This window comes from Paenibacillus sp. ACRRX, assembly GCF_022346885.1.
In the GTDB taxonomy this organism is placed as follows: Bacteria; Bacillota; Bacilli; order Paenibacillales; family Paenibacillaceae; genus Paenibacillus_B.
This window is the reverse complement of the sequence record NZ_JAKRNK010000002.1, coordinates 954,807-970,744: the sequence shown is the minus strand read 5'-3', so window position 1 is coordinate 970,744 and position 15,938 is coordinate 954,807. Positions and strand designations below refer to the sequence as shown.

General features: G+C 45.1%; 21 protein-coding genes, 2 tRNA genes and 1 pseudogene. 22 read left to right on the top strand and 2 right to left on the bottom strand.

What is annotated here, in order from left to right:
- Positions 1–8: 8 nt before the first annotated feature.
- Positions 9–707, bottom strand: a pseudogene (locus MH117_RS10055) (response regulator transcription factor); the annotation flags it as partial.
- A 508-nt stretch (positions 708–1,215) separates the two neighbouring features.
- On the opposite strand from MH117_RS10055, the gene MH117_RS10050 reads away from it, so the two are divergent.
- The 19 genes from MH117_RS10050 (at position 1,216) to MH117_RS09960 (ending at position 13,900) form a co-directional block, all read left to right on the top strand.
- Entirely contained in the window at positions 1,216–1,944 is a 729-nt protein-coding gene (locus MH117_RS10050; protein ID WP_239328715.1) for an ABC transporter ATP-binding protein, read from the top strand.
- Positions 1,907–3,010 carry an efflux RND transporter periplasmic adaptor subunit gene (locus MH117_RS10045; RefSeq protein ID WP_239328508.1) on the top strand — a complete coding sequence of 368 codons (1,104 nt, stop codon included), beginning with the start codon at positions 1,907–1,909 and terminating at the stop codon, positions 3,008–3,010. The genes MH117_RS10050 and MH117_RS10045 overlap by 38 nt, the downstream gene beginning before the upstream one ends.
- On the top strand, positions 3,010–5,847 hold the full coding sequence (locus tag MH117_RS10040) for an ABC transporter permease (protein WP_239328507.1): 2,838 nt from the start codon (positions 3,010–3,012) through the stop codon (positions 5,845–5,847). The genes MH117_RS10045 and MH117_RS10040 overlap by 1 nt, the downstream gene beginning before the upstream one ends.
- 3 nt (positions 5,848–5,850) lie before the next feature.
- Positions 5,851–6,738, top strand: coding sequence for an ABC transporter ATP-binding protein (locus MH117_RS10035; protein WP_239328506.1), 888 nt, complete (start codon positions 5,851–5,853; stop codon positions 6,736–6,738).
- On the top strand, positions 6,735–8,219 hold the full coding sequence (locus MH117_RS10030) for an ABC transporter substrate-binding protein (protein WP_239328505.1): 1,485 nt from the start codon (positions 6,735–6,737) through the stop codon (positions 8,217–8,219). The genes MH117_RS10035 and MH117_RS10030 overlap by 4 nt, the downstream gene beginning before the upstream one ends.
- A 171-nt stretch (positions 8,220–8,390) precedes the next feature.
- Positions 8,391–8,558, top strand: coding sequence for a hypothetical protein (locus tag MH117_RS10025; protein WP_239328504.1), 168 nt, complete (start codon positions 8,391–8,393; stop codon positions 8,556–8,558).
- 143 nt (positions 8,559–8,701) lie between these two features.
- Positions 8,702–8,778 (top strand) — tRNA-Met (locus tag MH117_RS10020).
- Positions 8,779–8,807: 29 nt separating this feature from the next.
- Positions 8,808–8,884 (top strand) — tRNA-Ile (locus tag MH117_RS10015).
- A 253-nt stretch (positions 8,885–9,137) separates the two neighbouring features.
- A complete protein-coding gene (locus MH117_RS10010) occupies positions 9,138–10,109 on the top strand; it encodes a tyrosine-type recombinase/integrase (protein WP_239328503.1) in 972 nt (323 codons plus the stop codon).
- 192 nt (positions 10,110–10,301) lie between these two features.
- The gene (locus tag MH117_RS10005) at positions 10,302–10,610 is read left to right on the top strand and encodes a helix-turn-helix domain-containing protein (RefSeq protein ID WP_239328714.1); all 309 of its coding nucleotides are present in this window, start codon (positions 10,302–10,304) and stop codon (positions 10,608–10,610) included.
- A gap of 281 nt (positions 10,611–10,891) precedes the next feature.
- The gene (locus MH117_RS10000; protein WP_239328502.1) at positions 10,892–11,221 is read left to right on the top strand and encodes a hypothetical protein; all 330 of its coding nucleotides are present in this window, start codon (positions 10,892–10,894) and stop codon (positions 11,219–11,221) included.
- A 125-nt stretch (positions 11,222–11,346) separates the two neighbouring features.
- Positions 11,347–11,712: a hypothetical protein gene (locus tag MH117_RS09995; RefSeq protein WP_239328501.1), complete on the top strand. Its 366-nt coding sequence runs from the start codon at positions 11,347–11,349 to the stop codon at positions 11,710–11,712.
- Complete coding sequence (locus MH117_RS09990; protein ID WP_239328500.1) at positions 11,699–12,064, top strand: hypothetical protein; 366 nt, start codon at positions 11,699–11,701, stop codon at positions 12,062–12,064. The genes MH117_RS09995 and MH117_RS09990 overlap by 14 nt, the downstream gene beginning before the upstream one ends.
- Positions 12,055–12,459, top strand: coding sequence for a BC1872 family protein (locus tag MH117_RS09985; RefSeq protein ID WP_239328499.1), 405 nt, complete (start codon positions 12,055–12,057; stop codon positions 12,457–12,459). The genes MH117_RS09990 and MH117_RS09985 overlap by 10 nt, the downstream gene beginning before the upstream one ends.
- A 112-nt stretch (positions 12,460–12,571) precedes the next feature.
- Positions 12,572–12,931, top strand: coding sequence for a hypothetical protein (locus MH117_RS09980; RefSeq protein WP_239328498.1), 360 nt, complete (start codon positions 12,572–12,574; stop codon positions 12,929–12,931).
- Entirely contained in the window at positions 12,928–13,104 is a 177-nt protein-coding gene (locus MH117_RS09975; protein WP_239328496.1) for a hypothetical protein, read from the top strand. The genes MH117_RS09980 and MH117_RS09975 overlap by 4 nt, the downstream gene beginning before the upstream one ends.
- A complete protein-coding gene (locus MH117_RS09970; RefSeq protein WP_239328495.1) occupies positions 13,101–13,322 on the top strand; it encodes a hypothetical protein in 222 nt (73 codons plus the stop codon). Before MH117_RS09975 ends, MH117_RS09970 begins: the two co-directional genes overlap by 4 nt.
- Positions 13,322–13,717, top strand: coding sequence for a hypothetical protein (locus MH117_RS09965; RefSeq protein ID WP_239328713.1), 396 nt, complete (start codon positions 13,322–13,324; stop codon positions 13,715–13,717). Before MH117_RS09970 ends, MH117_RS09965 begins: the two co-directional genes overlap by 1 nt.
- 24 nt (positions 13,718–13,741) lie before the next feature.
- Positions 13,742–13,900: a hypothetical protein gene (locus MH117_RS09960; protein WP_239328494.1), complete on the top strand. Its 159-nt coding sequence runs from the start codon at positions 13,742–13,744 to the stop codon at positions 13,898–13,900.
- Here MH117_RS09960 and MH117_RS09955 read toward each other — a convergent pair.
- Positions 13,897–14,067, bottom strand: coding sequence for a hypothetical protein (locus MH117_RS09955; RefSeq protein WP_239328493.1), 171 nt, complete (start codon positions 14,065–14,067; stop codon positions 13,897–13,899). The genes MH117_RS09960 and MH117_RS09955 overlap by 4 nt on opposite strands.
- 117 nt (positions 14,068–14,184) lie before the next feature.
- Between MH117_RS09955 and MH117_RS09950 the strand changes: the two genes are divergently transcribed.
- Genes MH117_RS09950 through MH117_RS09940 form a run of 3 tightly spaced genes read left to right on the top strand, consistent with a single transcriptional unit; the run spans position 14,185 to position 15,846 of the window.
- Positions 14,185–14,397, top strand: coding sequence for a hypothetical protein (locus MH117_RS09950; RefSeq protein WP_239328492.1), 213 nt, complete (start codon positions 14,185–14,187; stop codon positions 14,395–14,397).
- Positions 14,398–14,453: 56 nt separating this feature from the next.
- Positions 14,454–15,317 (top strand): DUF3102 domain-containing protein, encoded by an 864-nt coding sequence (locus tag MH117_RS09945; RefSeq protein ID WP_239328491.1) that lies wholly within the window; start codon positions 14,454–14,456, stop codon positions 15,315–15,317.
- Positions 15,318–15,330: 13 nt separating this feature from the next.
- Positions 15,331–15,846 carry a hypothetical protein gene (locus MH117_RS09940; protein WP_239328490.1) on the top strand — a complete coding sequence of 172 codons (516 nt, stop codon included), beginning with the start codon at positions 15,331–15,333 and terminating at the stop codon, positions 15,844–15,846.
- Positions 15,847–15,938: the final 92 nt, after the last annotated feature.

Below are 15,938 nucleotides of genomic sequence, written 5' to 3'. Positions count from 1 at the left end.
TGCTGTTCCCTTAATACATAGCCGACACCGCGCACCGTATGAAGAAGCGGGGCGGGGAAGGGATGATCCACCTTTTTACGCAAATAACGTATGTAGACGTCAACGACATTGGTATCTCCTAGGTAGTCGTATCCCCAGACGTTAGTTAGAAGCTGCTCGCGATTAAGCACCTGGTTCGTATGCCGCATTAGAAACACAAGCAGGTCATATTCTCTTGGGGTTAGCTCAATAGCAACGCCGCCGCGGACAACCTGTCGTGATTTCTCGTTAACGCTTAAGTCTGCCACTTGGATCTTGTCCGTGACCTCGTTGTTAGTGCTATAATCGGCAACTAATTGCAGCCTCATTCGCAGCAAAGCACGTATGCGCGCTAGCAGTTCTTCAATCTGAAACGGCTTGGTTACGTAGTCATTTGCTCCTAGATCCAGTCCGCTTACTTTGTCGTGAATAGAGTCACGTGCCGTCAACAAAATGACAGGTGTCATATTGTCGTTCGCTCTTAAGCGACGCAGTACCTCCAAGCCGCTTAATTCTGGAAGCATAACGTCTAGCAATATGAGGTCCCAAGGCTGCTCCGTACATGCAATCAGCCCGCGAAGGCCAGTGGCTGCGCTCTCTGTAAAGTATCCCTCGTACTCCAATTCAAGCTTCATGACTCGTGATATTTTAATGTCGTCTTCAATGATAAGAATTCGAGCTTGTGCCATTACTGTACTCCAATCTATTAATAAGTGGTACTGCAAATACAAAACTGCTCTGTACAGGGCTAGTATTTACTCAGAATATGAGATTACGCAATCGTATTCAAGCAGGTGCGCAAAAAGTTTGTTTGAAAGCAGAAATATCTAATTAACGCAAATTAACGAAAAAAATTAAAATATAGTCATATTTACTCGTTTTGGTAAGTTAGTGAACTTTTTCAGCACAATCAATTCGGTAGTAGTCGTATTTTTTTCTAACTTTTTTTATGGAAAGTACGTCAAACCGTTACAATCATTGTAACTTTTCATACATTCATTTCGTTTATACTTGAGAAGAATTTTTAAGAACCTGTCCGAGAAGGGGGCAACATCATTGTTTAAGAAGCTTCGCTTAAAGAAACAGGGCAAAGAAGCGGACTTGACCCCAGTTAACCCGGCAGAAGAGACCCATCAAGCCAACATCACAGAAGGAGAAACAGAACAAGCAACGGAAGCACTAGAAGAAGCGGCATACATAGAACAACCTAACAAACAAGATAAGTGGCCGATCCGCACTAATGTCAATCCGCACGAACCGCTGCTGCTCGTTAAAGACGTTGAGCGTACCTTTAACGTGGGTGGTCAGAAATTGCATGTTCTGAAAGGGATCCAAATGGAAGTCCGCCCAGCCCAACTCGTCATTCTTAGAGGACGTTCAGGTTCGGGCAAGACTACACTTCTGAATATGTTAGGCGGTCTTGATCTGCCTACTAAAGGGGAAATTATGTTTCGAGGAGAGCCCTTTTCCTCATGGAGCGATGACAAGAGAACAATCACTCGCCGTAATGATATCGGCTTTATATTCCAGGCTTTTGCGCTTATGCCGCTGTTGTCTGCCTATGAGAATGTAGAGCTGTCTCTTCGTATGGCCAATATTCCGCGTCATCTATGGAAAGCTCGCGTTCGCCAGTGTCTTGAGCTTGTCGGCCTTGGCAAACGGATGAACCATCGCCCGTTCGAGATGTCAGGCGGCGAACAGCAGCGCGTAGCTATTGCAAAGGCGATTGCCCATAAGCCGCTGCTGCTGCTTGCGGATGAGCCGACGGCCGATTTGGATACGCATATGGTTGCACAGGTCATGGGTGTATTTCAGCAAATTATCCGCTCTGAAAATATTTCCATCTGTATGACAACCCACGATCCTACTATTTTGGAGGTAGCAGACCATGTCTACGAAATGGTTGACGGTAAATTCGTCTCCTAAATCACACGTATTAAAGAAACGCAATTGGCGTAAAGCCATGCTGGTGCTGATTTCAAGCACCTTGTTATTTACTTCTGCCTGCTCTTTGCTCCCTAAAGAAGAAGAGGAAGAAGTGCTGCCTACTATTACGCCTCCGACGGCATCGAAGAAACCGGAATATGAGGTGACCCGCAACACATTGGAAACCAAAGTATCTTCCACCGGCAAATTAATGTCGGAGCAAGAAGAGACGTTGTCTTTTACAGTCGATGGCTTGCGTATTAAAGAAGTTAAAGTGAAAAACGGGGATAACGTCAAGGCAGGTCAAGTTATTGCCTCGCTGGATGTAGAGAAGCTGCAGAAGGAACTTCGCAATCAACGTTTGCAACTGCGGCTTGAAGAAGCAAAGATGAAAGAAACGCTGCGTAAGAAGGATGAAATGGACCCTATTGATTTTGAGCAGACACAGGTCGCCTATCAGGAGAAGCTGCAGGGCATCACGGATGCAGAGAATGAAATTGCTAAAGGAACACTCGTGGCACCATTTGACGGTACAGTTGTATCTGTCTCAGCTGTTAAGGGAGCCAACTCCAAAGCATATGATCCGATTGCGATCGTTGCAGATACTTCGCGGTTGACTATTGCTGTTCAAATGTCTAAGGATGACCAGAAGCGTATTTCTATAGGTATGGAAGCCAATGTGAGCATTAACAATATCGACGGCGTTATCAAAGGCAAGGTAAAAGCGCTGCCTGTCTCTACATCAGACGGCAACAATAACGGCAATTTGCTGCCAGGTCAGACGCCGACAGAGAAATTAGAGAACTTTGTTATTATTGGTGTTGATAAGCTGCCAAAAGGGTTGAATCGGGGACAAATGCTAAGTGTAAGTATTGTTACTCAGAGAAAGAAAGACGTTATTGTCATTCCTGTATCCGCATTGCGGACCATTGGCTCACGGACGTACGTTCAAGTCGTGGACGAGAAAGGCAAGCGTGAGGTGGATATTGAGATTGGTCAGCAGACATCAACGGAAATTGAGGTATTACAGGGGCTCCAGCCTGGTCAGAAAGTAGTGGGTCGCTAATGGGAATTCCGCTGTTACGATTTTTATTTCGCAAGATGTGGAATACCCGCTGGCTAACCTTAAGTACGTTAGTTGGACTTATTGTAGCGGTATCCTTTACCGTTAGTATTCCGATGTATGCTGATGGCGCCTTAAAACGAGTAGTCACCAAGTCGCTGCAAGAAAATAGTGGCGGTATGCCGGCAGGGTCCTTGCTGCTACGGTATCAGGGGGCAGGCGGTGCCAAGACGGATCTTAATGCATTGGCTAACGTTGACAGCTATATTAAGAATGACGTCAAGAGCGACATTGGCTTTCCTAGTCAAGTCTACGTCAACAGCAAGTCCATAAAGGGAACGGAAGTTATCCCCGTTGACCCGACGAAGGTAGACGCTAGCCGTGTGCGCAACATGACACTCACCAGCATGTCCGAGATCGACAGCAAGATTGACTGGACGATCGGCAGGGCATTCAAGGATGGCGAGAAAGACGGTATCGTGGAAGCAGTCATGCTGGAAGATGCGATGTACCGGAACGACCTTCATGTCGGTGACGAACTGGATTATCCGATATATGGCGGACTGAACATTAACATTCGTGTCAAGATTGTAGGCACTTTTAAGCCGCTGCAAGAGACGGATGCTTATTGGCAGCAAGGTCTTGAAAGTATGATGAACTCGCTGTTTATAACATCTAAGACGATGGACGACACCCTGTTAAAAGAGAAGCAAATACCGCTCCATATATCGAACTGGTATTATGCATTTGACTTGCGCAACATTCAGACGAGTCAAATATCGGCACTAGACAGTACGCTCACACGTATGCAGATTGAAGTAAGCCAGAAGATGAAGGGTACCAATCTGGAACTTTCATTTGCAAAACTGCTTGGTGAGTTTCGCAGCCAAAGTCTCCAGCTGCAAATGATGCTGTTTACACTAGCAGCACCAATGATTGCAATGGTGTTCTACTTTATAGCCATGAATGCAAATCAGGCGCTGGAGAAGCAGCAGAGTGATATATCGGTTCTGCGAAGTCGTGGAGCGAGCACCAGACAGATCATCGTGATGTATTTGATCGAAGGCGTTATATTGGGTAGCATGGCGTTGGCTGTGGCTCCATTCTTCGGTTGGTTTATGGCAAAGTCGATTGGTGCAGCAAACGGCTTCCTAGAGTTTGTGAATCGTAAATCTATTCCTATCGGATTTTCGTCTGATGCAATTATTTTTGGACTCATTGCGGTTATCATCGCAATACTTGCCAGTGTCATACCGGCTGTTATATTTGCGCGGTCTTCGATCGTAAATCTGCGTCAGAAGATGGCACGCAACAAGCGTCCTGTCTGGCAAAGATGGTACTTGGACATTGTACTCCTTGGATTGGCTGGATACGGTTACTATTTGTCCAATCAGCAGCAGATGCTGTCATTCCAAACAGGAATGACCTCAGATCAGCTGCAGGTGCAGCCGTTTCTGTTCTTTGTTCCTGCCTTGGCTATATTTGCGACGGGGCTGTTTTTCTTAAGGTTATTTCCTTGGATTTTACGTTTGCTGCAATGGATCGGAGGGAAAATGCTCCCACTTCCGTTGTACTTGACCCTAACACAGTTGTCGCGATCTGCTAAAGGTTACTACCCGCTTATGATTCTGCTTATTTTAACGTTGGGATTAGGGGTATACAACTCTTCTGCAGCACGTACAATCGATCTGAACTCGAAGGAACGTACACTTTATAATGTGGGTACAGATGTCGTCATTACGACTGTATGGGAAGGAACACCGGAGGCGGATCCGAATCCTGGAAAGGGTGGAGGTTCAGGCGGCAAGCCTGGTGGGCAGCAGCCGAAGCCCACAAAGACAATCTATAACGAACCTCCATTCCAGTTGTTCAAAGAGCAGCCTGGCGTAGAGGCGGCGGCCCGAGTACTACAAACCAAAGGGAATGTAATCGTATCAGGGAGATCGATCGGGCAGGGCAAGCTGATGGGCATCGATAACGTGGACTTTGCCAAAGTAGCCTGGTTCCGCAACGATATGTTCCCTTCGCATCCGTTCCGTTATCTCGATACTTTAGGCAAGTATTATGAGCAAGGTGTCATTATACCAACTAACGTAGCAGAAAAATATCAACTGAAGCTGGGTGATCTGGTATCCATTGGCATTCAAGAACAGATGGTAGAGTTTGTAGTTGTTGCAATTCTGCCTTATTGGCCAAGTCAATACCCAGATCAGACGCCTTTCTTTATTGCCAACCTTGATTATATTTACGATCAAGTGCCGATGATGCCATACGAAGTTTGGCTTAAGATGAAGGAAGGGGCTAAGCTAGGCCCTGTTATTGAATCGTTGCAAAAAGCGAACATCGATATTGCTTCATTTAAGGACGTACGAGCAGAACTGGTTACTCAGAGCAAGCATCCTACAAGAGGTGGCGTATTTGGTATTTTGAGTATGGGCTTCCTCGTTTCGATTATTGTCTCGTTGATTGGGTACTTGTTGTTCTGGTTCTTTAACCTGTCAGGGCGTGTTGTACAATTTGGTATATTACGAGCAATGGGCCTTTCGCGTAAGCAATTGACAGGCATGCTGCTGCTAGAGCAGCTGTTTACAGCTGGTCTGTCAATCGGACTAGGCGTTATCATTGGTAAAGTAGCAAGCCGATTGTTCCTGCCATTCCTGCAAGCGACAGAGAATGCGCAGATGCAGGTGCCTCCTTTCCGAATCGTCTTTGAAGCGAAGGATACGATGCAGCTCTACATGGTCGTAGGTGTCATGATGTTGATGGGAGCATCGATGCTCTTTATTCACATCCGCCGCTTACGGGTGCATCAAGCCGTGAAGATGGGAGAGGAGCGTTAAGCAATGATCCATTGTGAAGGACTTGTTAAAATATTTAAGACAGAAGATTTAGAAGTTGTCGCATTACAAGGTCTAAATCTGTCTGTTCAGCAAGGCGAGTTGATGGCGATCATCGGCAACAGCGGCAGCGGTAAATCAACTTTTTTGAACATTCTTGGCGGATTGGACCGTCCTTCCGCCGGGACAATCAAGGTTGGTGATTGGGATCTCTTAAAAATCACCGATGAGCAGCTTGTCAAGTATAAGCGGGATACGGTAGGTTTTATATGGCAAAACAACGCCAGAAACTTGCTTCCCTACTTGACTGCGCTGCAAAATGTTGAAGTTCCTATGATGCTTGCTGGTAAGCTGGACCGTGCATATGCCAAGCAATTGCTGGAGTGGGTCGGTCTTGGTCATCGCCTCAACAATAAACTTGCTCAGTTGTCAGGCGGAGAACAGCAGCGTGTAGCCATTGCGATATCATTGGCTAACAAGCCTAAGCTGCTGCTTGCCGATGAACCTACAGGCTCAGTGGATACGCAGACATCCGATATGATTATGGGTATTTTCCGGCGTATGAACAAGGAGATTGGTGTCACGATTGTCATCGTTACACATGACATTACATTAGCAGGTAAAGTTGACCGTGTTGTGGCAATACGTGATGGATTGACGAGTACGGAGTTTATAAAGCGTAATCCGAATCTAGATGGCGACGGACTTGCTGGTTTTGGTGGCGGTCAGCAGGATGTGCATGAGGCTTACGTGGTTGTTGACCGTGTTGGACGATTACAAGTGCCAAAGGAGTTTCTGGAGGCGCTTGACATCGGAGATAAAGCTTCAATGGAATTTGATGGAGATAAGATTGTAATTAGAACACCGAACAAGTTGGAGGGTGAAACAAAATGAAACGGAATCAATGGGTCAGAAAGCTAGTGATGACGTCCGTCGTATTAACGATGGTATTTCCGATGCTTGCCGCATGCAGCGGCGGCAAAGATACGAAAACAGGCCAGGAACGCACTTTAAGAATTGGAGTTCTGTATGGCGGTTACGACGATACTTACTTCCGTCAGCAATTTACAGATGTATATGAATATACGCACCAGAACGTTAAAATTGAAATCGTACCTGCAATCGATCAAAGCGATCAACAATATAATCAAGGCGAAGAAAAAGATAGGAAAGAACCTAACCGTCTTGAAGCCGTCAAAAAAATTATGGATGGCTCCAACCCAGTTGATATCATCGTGACTGACCCGGCGCAATTCCGTATACTGGCTCGCGACGGTATGTTAAAGCAATTGGACCCACTAATGCAGCAGGATAAATTTGATACAACTGACTTTGTTCCAGCAGTGCTGGACGGTATCAAAAGTATGGGCGACGGTAATATGCTTGGTCTAGCACCAACGTTCAATTCTTCTGTGCTGCTCTACAATAAGAAATTGTTTGCGGATGCAGGAGTTGAGCCGCCTACAGACGGGATGACATGGGATGAAGTGTTTAACAAAGCACGTCTTGTAGCAAAGGGTGAAGGCGCAGATCGGAAATACGGTTTTTCCTTTGACCGTTATGCAGGTGGAGATCCGTTCTGGTCCATGACCTACAGCTACATTACACCCCTGCAGCTGCGTATGTTCGACAATAAAGGCGAGAAGATGACAGTGAACACAGGTCCATGGGAAAAGGTGTGGAACAGTATTACTAAATTGTCCACTGACAAAATTATGCCAACACAAAACGATGGCATGATGGATAACAATACGAAACCCGGCCCGTTTGATCATGACAGCTTCTTGTCAGGCAAAGTCGCTATGGTATTATCGGACTTTGGCTATCTAAACAATGATTTGGCAAATGCTATGCGTAATGCAAGCAAAATAAAAGGCTTTAATAAATTTGATTGGGATGTCGTTACAGCGCCTTCCCATCCTGAAGCTCCAGGTATATCAGGCTCTGTAAATATGAACAACATATTTGCTATTAATAACAAAGCACCTAATCCGGATGATGCATGGGATTTTGTTAAATTTATCAATAGCGAGGACTGGGCAAAAATCCGTTCACGCAGCAGTTATGAAATGGTGTCACGCAAACAGTTTATTAAACCTAAAGATGGTTCTAGCTATAATATTGATGCATTCTTTAATGTAAAACCGGTAGTACCTACGAACCAAGATGCGGAAGACTTAATGAGCGAGAAGCCTGCTTTATGGCAAGTAAATGATATTGGACGTACATTGTTCCAAGATGTAATAAATGGGAAGAAGTCAACAAAACAAGCACTGGCTGAGTGGGAAACGAAAGGTAACGAAATGCTGCAGCAAATTAAAAATAACCCAAATGGCGGTGGTGAGACTGTCCCAGGCGGGATTTACGGCGGTTAATAGATCTTGATCACAAAAGGGTGGCTCTCAGTTAGAGCCACCCTTTTTGTGCTGTCAGAAAAACATGAGCGTTAGAAGTGACTCCAAATGGGAACAGTAAGGGAAATGGAAACATTATAGTCATGGCCCATACCATTATTAATCTGAGACCGGCTAGGAGGCGCATGTGAGTTGTTAAATTGGATTTATTGGGGCAAGCTGTACAATTCTAAATTTCAGGCTCAGACACTGCAGCAGCGTTTGGAACACGACGCTTGGATATATGGTTACGAGACACCACAAGAAATTGAAATATTCCGTTCCAGAAGGGGAAAGTACGGGGTTCGATTTTTGTTGTAACCTTTTTTAAAGAGGGGAAATTTAATGCTTAATAAGCAGAATAATAATGGCATAAAATATTTTTTGAAAAAGTTCTTGACGTAGGTTAGGTAAGTGCGGTATAGTATTACTTGTCGCTGATGAAACACGACGGACACAAATGACGCGGGGTGGAGCAGTTCGGTAGCTCGTCGGGCTCATAACCCGAAGGTCGTAGGTTCAAATCCTGCCCCCGCAACCAACATAACGCTCAACGTATTTCATACATACGGGCCCTTAGCTCAGTTGGTTAGAGCGGTCGGCTCATAACCGATTGGTCGGGGGTTCGAGTCCCTCAGGGCCCACCATATACCTATTATTAATATAAACGTGCACTTTACATGCCGGGATGGCGGAATTGGCAGACGCACAGGACTTAAAATTAAATGTTACGATTTGTAACATTTTCGTTGATTTTACTGTCCTTTACGAGGCCAATATCGATAGTCATTACGTTAATCCTTGCGTAATCCTGCGATGCACAATTACGAGACAACTACGCATCTCACTTCGTTTTATTCGCGATTTGGACGAATAATACGAATTGGAGGTGTTTTTGCATTGTCCACAAATAATCGCACTCGCCGTCACAATATTATTTCCTCAGTTGATAACTCGGGTACTAAGTTATCTAGCGTCTCCACCGATTTCGACCTCGCAGTAAACGAATTTATCCGCGCTTGCAACGTAAAGAATTTGACCGGTTTAACAATTCAATTTTATAAAGACAACCTAAGGCTTCTCGTTAAATATCTCAGTAAAATGAATGTGCATCGACCAGTAGACGTTGATAAACGTCACCTAGAGGACATTATTTTGGAAAAAAAGAAATCAGTAAAGATGGTAACTGTGGATAAAGATCTGCGCGGTTGGAAAGCTTTTTTTAACTTTTTGAACGAAGAAGGGTACTTAACATCAAATCCAACCGCAGAAATAAAACCCCTAAAGTACGAAAAAAAGATGTTGGAGACATTTACCAAGACACAGGTAAAGGCTTTGTTAGGGACGCCGAACCGGGCAACGTTCACTGGGTATCGGGATTTTGTTATCATGCAGCTATTACTCGATACTGGAATTAGGATTTCTGAGCTTGAAGGCGTTAAGATTACGAACATTGAATGGAAAAATCAAATTTTAATAGTAATGGGCAAAGGACGCAAAGAACGTGCAGTACCTATTAGTAGTACATTACTTAGACACCTAAAAGAATACGTTGCTATTCGCGGGATGTTAGACCACGATTTCTTATTCATAAACATAGATAATGATCCGTTGAGGAAACGCTCTATTCAAGACAAGATTAGTGACTATGGCAAAGAAGCTGGAATCAAAGGCGTTCGCGTTTCTCCGCACACTTTTCGTCATACGTTTGCTAAAATGTATATAATGAACGGCGGGGATGCGTTTACTTTACAAAAAATACTTGGACACACTTCTTTAGAAATAGTAAAAACTTACGTTGCAATGTTTAGCTACGATATCATGAAGCAACATAGAAAGTTTTCTCCACTCGAAAGACTGGATGAAGACTAATAGACAAACGTCGGTCCTCGGGATCGGCGTTATTTTTTTTGACTAAAGTGTGCGAATGCGTATTCCACATCGTACTAACAGATAGAATCACTTGAAAGGAGGCGATAAACAATCGATAAACTCGTCAGCATCGAGTCGCAAACGGAATACTCCGTCACATCAGGCGCAACCGAAACGCGAATCTTCGTGAAAATGTACGTCGATGCCGTTAAATCCGGCTTGCTCGCAGATATGGGCGCGGAGATGTGGCATACACTCTGCGTTATCGCATCGTACATGAACGAACGAGGCGAGTGCTACCCGACTCAAGCGCAGATTGCACGCGGAATAGGTACATCAAGGACAGCGGCAAGCAGGCGGATTAAACGGCTCTTGGATTACCGCTGGAATGAGAAGCCAATAGTGACCGTAATTAAAAAGCGAGAAGGAGGCGTGTTTGATAACAACCGTTATACAGTGCAGCCAATCAGCGGGCTTGCGATGTTCGATCGGAAGAAATGATCTACCGTGTGTAGTCTACGCCACATGGCGCGGGCTACACAGTAAGAAGAACTACATCTTTAACAAGAACTATGGTTTTAAGAAGAACTATAAAACATAGCGCTTCAGTATAGAAAACCGCTATACTTCGCGCACCAACTTTAAAAAGAAGACCATCTCATATCATTGACTCGCGGATAAGGTATATGAATGAAAATAGTTTGAATGATAAGTGCCGAGTGGTAAAGCCACGAAGGCTCGGACGATAGTCCGATATGTATTAACTACGAGGAGGAACGACAATGAAACTAACGCTAAGCCACGATCAATCAACCGCACTATCCGCGGCCATCTCCCGACTGGGCAAACACACATTACTTCGTATGCACTCACATGGTCCTGACGGTTGGGCACCCCCGTTGTCAGCACTAAACGGAATTGATCCGTTAGACATGGCCGCCGCACTTGTAAACGGATGGGAAACGGAGAAGTCCCCTGTTGATCTTCTTCGCGAAGAATTCGACTGGCATTCTAAGCGTTGCGGTATTTATTCGGATAGTACGTGGTGGTGTCGCGGCGTACGTGAAGCACTCGAAGTAACCGGACAAACTATCGAAGGCATCAACGCATAATTTTACCGTAAGTTTCCCGTTGAATTAGCCGTCTTTACCCTTCGCGGGACTCATAAGTCCAACGGATGGGATGAACGCTAATTCACCGAAAATATCACGCAAATATGAAAGGAGCATGAATAATGATGAACGTTACTATTACGCCAGACTACCAACTGACCTCGGACGGTATACAATTTATCCTTCAGCATCGCCGCATAGTCGATCCAACTAAAGCACCGAACTGGATGAAGAGAGCTGCGGAAGGAGCCGATCCAAATCCGCGAGAGAAATGGGAGGATGTCGGATATTACTCGCTGAATGAGCGTGGACTTACATCAGCGGTCGAGTCGGTTATCTATCGGACGGCTGCCATGTCGGACGCAGAGAATTTACGCGAATTTAGCGCGACTATTCGCGAGTTAGGGGAATCTATCAAGGCGGAAATAGAAGCGCTAATTCCCCGTAGATTTTGCCAAGGGGTGATGGTTAGTGAAAGTGGCAATCAATAAGTGTTACGGAGGGTTCAGTCCTTCCGACGCTCTTTACGGTGTGTTGATTGGTAAGGGTTGGGAAGTTACAACATACGATGACGACTATAACTTACTAAATCCCAACGCGCGAATAATTGATAGCTGCAATATAGATCCGCTTGTGTCTCGGTATTCATTTGTTGGCGACAGAGATGATATAAAACTACGCACTGACCCTGATTTGATTGAGGCTATCGAACTACTTGGTGATGCAGCGAATAGTATCGTTGCAAAACTAAAAGTGGTTGAAGTTCCAGATGGCGTCGAGATAGAGGTTCAAGAATATGACGGATTCGAACACATAGCGGAGGTGCATCGGATATGGCAATGACTCGCGAACAAGTCATCGAAAAATGGGACGGAATGACTCCGCGTGAACGTGACGCGTGGGTTGCGGAAGTGGTGTTCGGTAAGCGCGTGTATTGCGAGCCGAAGATAGCAGGCGGTAGGTATTACGAAGTAGGTTACGGGTATGTGACGAGTGAACTCGATGATTACACATCGGACATTTCCTCAGCGGAATCCGTACTAGCGCAGATTCCAGACGAAGTGTACATATACCGCAAGCCAACGGGAGAGTTCGTCGTATCATTCGGATACTCAACTGGTGAGTGCGATGATTGTAACGAAGAAGGATTCGAAGTTGAAGCGCAAGGCAAGGCACAGACGTTACAAGAAGCGATATGTCTCGCATCTGTCATCGCGAAATTATCAACCTCCGTGTGATTTCGACTATCTTCTATATAACTATATAGGAGGACGAAATGAAGTTCGAAACTGTTGACGACATAATCGAGTACTACGGGAAACAAAACGATAATAACGAGGAGGAATCCGAATGAACAAACCGACAATTCCGAATGAGGTTGCGGACGTAATCGAAGCAATGCGTGTCGATCCCCAGTATGACAACTCACGCATTGTATCGGTTGCATTGCGCACAGGTGGTGCAGTTTCCCACGCAACTACAGTGCTGCAAACGATCTCTTTCAATGCACTTTTATCCGCATTAGTCAACGGATACGAACGTGAGATGACGGAAGAGCAGAAACATTCAAGAATCTTGCGGGTATATACGGACCACACAGACGGAGTTGGTGATTTCTCTTCTAAGAATGAAGACGCTATATACGCCGTCGGAATCAAGTTTACGTTGGATACTCTAGGAATCCAAATCGAAGGGGTGAACGCACAATGACAAATGGACAACTCGCAGATGCGATTCAAGGCGCAACTGGTTTGGATCAACGTACAGCAATGACAGCAGCACATGCGGTAATCGATGAGCTGCGCAAGAACGGCGAGATTGTCGTTGAGAAACGGATGTATGACAGTATGATGAATCGGATTCTCGGAGGTGGTTGGCGTTGAAGACCGCTAATGTAACGTACTTCAAACCCAGTGGTAAGTATTATACGAGTGAAACGATTGAGATCGACGAGGAACTAAACGGATACCACGCACTGTTCCGAGAAATTCCGAAGCACCATCGTATTAAGAATATGTTCATGTCTGTGTCAGACAGTGGCGACGGGAAGGAGCCGTACATCGTCCCGCATTTATTTCATCCGAAGGAGGCGTGGGAATAATGACAACGAAGAAACCCCGGATCACCGCAGAGCAACGCAAGGACTGGCGCAACCTTCCGTATGACGAATGGAATGTGCGTTCAGTGCATGCCTATTTCGCGGATATGAATCGCGAGTTGCTCGGAATCACCGAATACCTTCCGATGCGTAACTGGTCGTTTGAGCAAGGCGTGATTAAGCGTTCACTGTCCGAGCATGGAGCCGAACTGCTCAAGCGTGCGTTTGACGAGTGCTTTCGTACTTATAGGCCGACGAGGGAGTATCCGTTGTTGACCGCTGGATTCGCGATAAGCTATCGGATTAACGGATTGATTCCGAAGTTGCAAGCCGAAGCAGATCGGAAGCAAAAAGACGAGACTCCGTTGGATTACGTGGAACTCGCGGGTTGGTTGTGAAAATGAAAAACGGAGGAAATAAAAATGGACAAGGTTTACATTATTTTTCGTAAGGACGTTGAGCGTGCGGAAGAAATCCGAGCATTCGCGGAGAAAAAAGGGTGGAGCAAGGAAGAGTTGGAAGGGGCGATTAATGCGCTTCGCCCCGAGAAAAACGATGATTGGATGATTACTTGGAATTAATCACCGTCTTCGTTCAACTTTTCGTAGAAGAACGAGAAGGCAGACGCGACGTCTTTGGGTTGAGGAACGTACACGTTACTAACATTCGGGTTTGTCGCGATTCTAGCTAAAGACTCAGCCCACACCTTGGTTAGCTCAACCGCAAGTTCTTTATTAGTTTTACTCACAGTAACACCTCCTCTCATATATGGAAATATTCAGTAAATAATGCCAAAATCCTTTGAAAGTATACGACGATTGTGTGACAGACGGTCACCATTGGATAAACGAAAGGAGGTAAGTAAATGGAACTTTATATTACTATGGCAGTTGTGTTGTATCTTCTCATCGGGGTGCTTCTCGCAAGTATATTCGTCCTTCGTAAAGAATCGTGGGAAAAGATAATCAAGGAGTCGCATAAGAAACCGATCCAGACTAACCGTTACATCATGTTCTTTTACATCACATTCGGATGGCTTGCACTGATTGACTTTAAAGCGAAAATTACCTTAGATTAATTCGCAACTATTTCGTAAGGTGAGACGATAGTTATTGTGAAGGGAGTGAAACGACATTGCCAACGTTAAGTAACACCAGTCAATCGCAAGAGCTATCGACAGACATCCACGTTATTACTGCGGAGATTAACGCGTATAAGCGAATCGCTGGCGAGGCAATCTTCGAAATAGGGCGGCGGTTGAAGTATGTGAGGGAAAAGATTTTTCAAGAAAATGGACACCATTCGGGAAAATGGAGTGAGTGGCTGAGAACCGTTGAATTTGATATTACCACTGCAAAACGATTCATTAAAATATTTGACGAGTTCAGCAACAAAGGTGACACGTGGCACCACTTAGGTATGCGAGTTTTATATGAAATAGCGACACTACCACCAGAACAACGCGAACAATCGCACACCATTCCGTCAACCGGCGCCGTAAAAACCGTCGACGAGATGACCGTACGTGAGCTTCGTGAAGTAAAGAAAGCTCTACGTGAGGCTGAAGCTCGCGCAGAGAAAGCGGAGCAAGACTACGAGGTTGTGCGCGAGACTTTAGAGTCTATTGAAGAGCAACCTCCGAGGATTGAGGTTCGTACGGAATATGTCCGAGATGAACAAGTCGAAGAAGAGTTGCGGAAGTATCGTGAAAGATTCGGGAATTTAGAAATATACGACGAGCATATCTCGCGAATTACAGCAGAAAAGGATGTGCTTGGAATGGCGCTCCTGTTCTCAAAAGACGTTAGGGAGTTGATCAAAAAATACTCGTTCTTATCTCACTTCAAAAAAGAATTTGATAGTACGACTGAGACTGCTAGAAAGGAGTATAGTAACGCTCTATTAGCATTAAATGATTTTATCGGAAGCCTATCCTCATCAGTCAGCGGCTATGCCCGGACCGATGCGACGATAGATGTAGAATACTCAATTTACTAAGGAGGAATTGTCTATGTTTTTATTATCTCAGAAAAAGCAAGAACAGGTATCCGTGGAGCAACTGATGGAACAAATGACCGAGAGATTCGACATGTTTTTAGCAACCGTTGAAAAAATGATTACCGAAAAGGAGGAGAGAAGCATCAAGGCAATCACAGAGTTAATTGCAGTCAACCAAACCAAACAAACAAACGTCAAGGGCTTCGCCGCGAATGAAGTGAAATTAACTCTGAACGAGGCTAGATTGGCAGGAAAGACATCCAGATTCGAGGGGATGACTAAATGTAAATTACGCGACGAAGTGTCGAGAATCCTGCGAGAGATCGAAGTGATACGCGGGATCGACCGCCGTAAAGTCTACCGCGAATTGTACGAAGAATTACGACAGAGAAACGGGTTTGACTATCACAAAGTAAAGGCGACTAAAAAATATAAAAAACACGCGACGAAACTCGATGCGCTCATTGATAAAGGGCACGGCAAGGACCTCGCAGAGATTGCGGTAGAAATGTTTGAGAAGCGTAAATGAAATTAGGTTAGTACCGAATAAGCAACGGCATTAACTCGAATAACACAGCGCCCTGTTCGCGGCAACGGACGGGGCGGATTACGAAAAGGGAG